Origin of the sequence: Bittarella massiliensis (ex Durand et al. 2017) (assembly GCF_001486165.1) — a bacterium.
Taxonomy (GTDB): Bacteria; Bacillota; Clostridia; order Oscillospirales; family Ruminococcaceae; genus Bittarella; species Bittarella massiliensis.
In genome coordinates, this window is the sequence record NZ_LN908973.1 from 1 (window position 1) to 4362 (window position 4362).

Genomic DNA, 4362 nt, shown 5'->3' on the forward strand with positions numbered 1-4362 from the left:
ACCGGCAGAAGTACGTAGACATCCTCTGCCAGCTGCTGGAATACACCAAGTAATCAGAGCACGCTGTGAGAAAAGGGCCGCCCCGCCCACTGCTGGGGCGGCCCTTTTGCGGCCCCTTCCGACTGGCTGTTGGGGGCGAAGACAGAGAGCTGTTACGCCGGTCTCCTCTACGACTGACCGGCGGGGAAACGCCCCCCTTTTGGGGGGCGAGAACGGAGGTTTCGCGCGATGATAGCAGTATTTTTGGCAGAGGGATTTGAACAGACCGAGGCCCTGGCCCCGGTGGACGCCCTGCGGCGCGCCAAAAAAGAGGTGCGGATCGTGGGCATCGGCGGCCGGGAGATCACCAGTTCCCACGGGGTGACGGTGCGCTGCGACCTGGCCGACAGCGCCTTCTCCCCGGGGGAGGAGCTGGAGATGATCGTCCTCCCCGGCGGGCTGCCCGGCACCCTCAACTTGGAGAAGAGCCCGGTGGTGCAGGGGGCGATCGACTTCTGCCTGGAGCGGGAGATCCCCATCGCCGCCATCTGCGCCGCCCCCTCCATCCTGGGGCACCGGGGGCTGCTGGACGGCCGCAGGGCCACCGCCAACCCCGGTTTTCAGGACCAGTTGGGAAAGGCCGTCTGCACCGGCGAGGCCGTCTGCCGGGACGGCCGCTTCACCACCGGCCGGGGCGCCGGGGTGGCGGTGGAGTTCGGCCTGGCGCTGGTGGAACAGCTCTGCGGCAGAGAGGCCATGGAGGCGGTCAAAGCCTCTATGGCGATTTGAGTGGCCGAGAAGGCGGTCTCTAAAAAGGAGGCCAGGGAGCTGGCCCGCAGCTACCGCCAGGGGCTGCGGTCAGGGCCCAAAAACAAGATGGACACCGCCATTGCCCGGGGCTTTTTCGAGGGGGCGGGCGGGGATGAACGGGGCGCCGCCCTCTACTACTCCCTCCCGCAGGAGGTGGACACCCGGCGGATCATGCGCCGGCTGTTGGCCGAGGGAAAGCGGGTCTACCTGCCCCAGACCAGCCCCGCGGGGAAGATGCGGATGGCCCGCTTTGAGGGGTCGCGGCAGCTTGCCAAAGGCCCCTACGGCATCCTGGAACCCACCGGCTCCTCCGTGTTGGACAAGCGGATGGCGCTGCCCATCCTGGTGCCCGGGCTGGCCTTTGACCGCCGGGGTCACCGGGTGGGCTACGGCGGGGGCTACTACGACCGATACCTGAAGAACTACCCCGGGCTCAAGGTCGGCCTGTGCTACGAGGCCTGCCTGCTGGACGAGATCGAGGTTGATCCCTGGGATCAGCCGGTGGACATCCTCCTCACCGAGAGGGGAGAGTACGCGGCAGAGCGATAGCCGCCCGATAGGAGAAAGCGCATGGAACACCTGAACAAGCAAACCGCCGGAAAGAAGAAAAAGACCCTGCTGATCGTGGCGATCGTCCTGGCAGCGCTGCTGCTCATCGCCGGGGGGCTGGGCCTCTACGCCGCGTCGGAGATCGGCGGCTGGGGGGGCGACGACAGCCAACTGGTGACGGTGACGGTGGAGAAGGGGGCCTCGACGGCGGCCATCGCCTCGGCCCTCAAGGAGGAGGGGGTCATCGGCAGCAAGACCCTCTTTCGCCTCTACTCCAAGTTGAACGGGGGCGACGGCACCTACCAGTTCGGCAACCACGAGCTGCCAAAAAAGGCGGCCTATAAAGACGTCATCGCCACCCTCCAGCAGACGGCGATCAACGAGAACGTGGCCACCGTCACCATCCCCGAGGGGTACAGCCTGCCCCAGATCGCCGCCGCCCTGGAAGAGGCGGGGGTCTGCAAGGGGGACGACTTTCTGCAGGCCCTGCAGACCGGCCGGTTCGAGGGCTCCTTCGAGGCGGAGGTGAGCGACTCCCCCCTGAAGATCTTGAAGATGGAGGGCTACTGCTTCCCCGACACCTACCAGTTTGAAAAGGGGAGCGACCCGGCCGCCGTGGCCCAGACCATGCTGGCCCACTTCGACAGCCAGATCACCGCCGAGATGCGGGCGCGGATGGACGAGTTGGGGATGAGCCTGGAGGAGACGGTGACCCTGGCCTCCATCATCCAGAAGGAGTCCTTCACCGACGAGGACATGAAGCAGGTTTCCGGGGTGTTTCACAACCGGATGGCCGCCGGCAGCAGCCTGCCCATGCTCCAGTCGGATGTGACCATCGTCTTTTTGCGGGCCTACGACGCCTACGGCATCCCCTATACCGAGGAGCAGTCGGAGGCCTACAACACCTACACGGTCACCGGCCTGCCCATCGGCCCGGTGGCCTGCCCGGGCAAGGCCGCCCTGGAAGCCGCCCTCTGGCCGGCCAGCCACGACTACTACTACTTTGTCACCGACGCCGACAACAACTACCTCTACGCCAAGACCTATCCCGAGCACCAGAAAAACGTGGCCCAGGCCGATGCGACCCGGGGGAAGTAGGCGGTGCTGAAAAAACCGGAATTGCTGGCCCCCGCCGGGGATGAGGAGCGGTTGGAGGCCGCCCTCCTCTACGGGGCGGACGCCGTCTACCTGGGCGGCCGGCGCTTTGGCATGCGGGCCGGGCCGGAGAACTTCTCCCCCGACGGGCTGCGGCGGGCGGTGGCCCTGGCCCACCAAAAGGGGGTCAAGGTCTACCTGACCTGCAACACCCTCCCCCGGCAGGGGGAGCTGGCCGCCCTGCCCGCCTTTCTGGCCGAGGCGGCGGAGGCCGGGGTGGACGCCTTCATCATCGCCGATTTAGGGGTGATGGAGGCCGCCCGGCAGGCGGCGCCCCAGGTGGCGCTGCACGTCTCCACCCAGTTGGGGGTGGTCAACGCGGCCACCGCCACCGCCCTCTATAAAATGGGGGCCAGCCGGGTGGTGCTGGCCCGGGAGCTCTCGCTGGAGGAGATCGCCTCCATCCGCCGGGAGACCCCGCCCCAACTGGAACTGGAGGCCTTTGTCCACGGGGCCATGTGCATGTCGGTGTCCGGGCGGTGCCTCCTCTCCCAATACCTGGCCAGCCGGGACCCCAACCGGGGGGACTGCGCCCAGCCCTGCCGCTGGCGCTACCGACTGGAGGAGGAGAGCGCCCCCGGGGTCTACCACGAAATTGGCGAGATCCCCGGCCAGGGGAGCTACCTCCTCAACGCCGGCGACCTGCGGATGATCGAGCACATCGGCGCGCTGGCGGCCGCCGGGGTGGGCAGCTTCAAGATCGAGGGGCGGGCCAAGTCGGTCTACTACGCGGCGGCCGTCACCAACGCCTACCGCATCGCCATCGACCGCTGGGCCGCCGCGCCGGACGAGCCCTGCCCCGACTGGCTGGTGGGGGAGACCGAGGCGGTGAGCCACCGGCCCTACACCACCGGCTTCTACTTCGGCCAGCCCCGCCAGTTCACCGAGAGCGGGCAGTACCTGCAGAGCTGCCAGGTGGCGGCGGTGGCCGAGCGCTGGGCAGACGGCCGCCTCTGGTGCCGGATGAAAAACCGGCTGCGGGAGGGGGAGGAGCTGGAACTCCTCCTCCCCGGCCGGGCCCCGCTGGCCCTGCCGGTGGCCGACCTGCGCGACGGCGCAGGGGAGCCCATCCGCGAGGCCATCCACCCCCACATGGCCTTCTCCCTGCGCTGCGAGGAGCCCGCTCCCCGGGGGGCGATCCTCCGCCGGCGGCTGGAAGGGGCCCCTCGCCGGTAGGGTAGAGGGGAGAAAAAGAGAGGAAGCGGACGGCTTGGCGGCTGTTTTTGCTGGCCGGCCCCCCGCCCTTGCTGGGCAGTGTGTGGTGCGGCGGAGGCAGCAGACCTATTCAAGACCGTGGGCGCACGATGTGGGGCCGCTGTGGCGGGAACGCTGCTCCGGCTCTCCCCGGCGGCGGCCCTCCCCTTTTTGCAGGTGCTGGCGGCCACGGGTTGCGGGCGACTGCGGGGGGAGCGGGCCTGGGTGCGGTTCCCCCTTCTGGGCTGGTCGCCGGCTTTCTTCCTCTGGTGCAACTGCTGCCGGCTGCCCCTGCACCTTCCCCTGCCCCTCTACGCAAGCCCCGCCCCCTTCGTCCTCTGGCTGGTCTCGGCGTCGGCCTCCCTCTGGGGGGCTGGCCACGGCCCTGCGGGCGCGGCGACCCGGGGGCGGGAAGGCGGATAGATAAAAGAGAAAGCGCTGTGAGAAACGGTTTCTCACAGCGCTTTTTTGCGGTGCCCGCGCCCCCGTGTTGCCGGGGGAGCCACCATCGCTCTCTCTGCACCAAAGGGGGCCGAAGGCGGAAAGGGAGGACCGGGCTGGGGACGGACAGCGCGCGTCCCGGTCTCTTATACACACCTAGATGTGTATAAGAGCAAGCTTTTGGGGGGCGGAAGGGAGGGTTGGGCGAGACCGGAGGGTGGTGGGGGGGGGAGA

The 4362-nt window shown here is 68.5% G+C and carries 5 protein-coding genes; all 5 read left to right on the forward strand.

Features of this window, described 5'->3' with window-relative positions:
- The first annotated feature begins 228 nt into the window (after positions 1 to 228).
- The 5 genes from BN3266_RS00025 (at position 229) to BN3266_RS00045 (ending at position 4110) form a co-directional block, all read left to right on the forward strand.
- Entirely contained in the window at positions 229 to 768 is a 540-nt protein-coding gene (locus tag BN3266_RS00025) for a DJ-1 family glyoxalase III (RefSeq protein WP_059002834.1), read from the forward strand.
- A complete protein-coding gene (locus BN3266_RS00030) occupies positions 769 to 1338 on the forward strand; it encodes a 5-formyltetrahydrofolate cyclo-ligase (protein ID WP_021658629.1) in 570 nt (189 codons plus the stop codon).
- A 21-nt stretch (positions 1339 to 1359) separates the two neighbouring features.
- The gene (gene mltG / locus BN3266_RS00035; RefSeq protein WP_059002835.1) at positions 1360 to 2436 is read left to right on the forward strand and encodes an endolytic transglycosylase MltG; all 1077 of its coding nucleotides are present in this window, start codon (positions 1360 to 1362) and stop codon (positions 2434 to 2436) included.
- A gap of 3 nt (positions 2437 to 2439) precedes the next feature.
- A complete protein-coding gene (locus tag BN3266_RS00040; protein WP_242861688.1) occupies positions 2440 to 3669 on the forward strand; it encodes a peptidase U32 family protein in 1230 nt (409 codons plus the stop codon).
- A 141-nt stretch (positions 3670 to 3810) separates the two neighbouring features.
- Positions 3811 to 4110, forward strand: a complete 300-nt coding sequence (locus BN3266_RS00045) for a hypothetical protein (protein WP_059002836.1) — start codon at positions 3811 to 3813, stop codon at positions 4108 to 4110.
- Positions 4111 to 4362 lie beyond the last annotated feature (252 nt).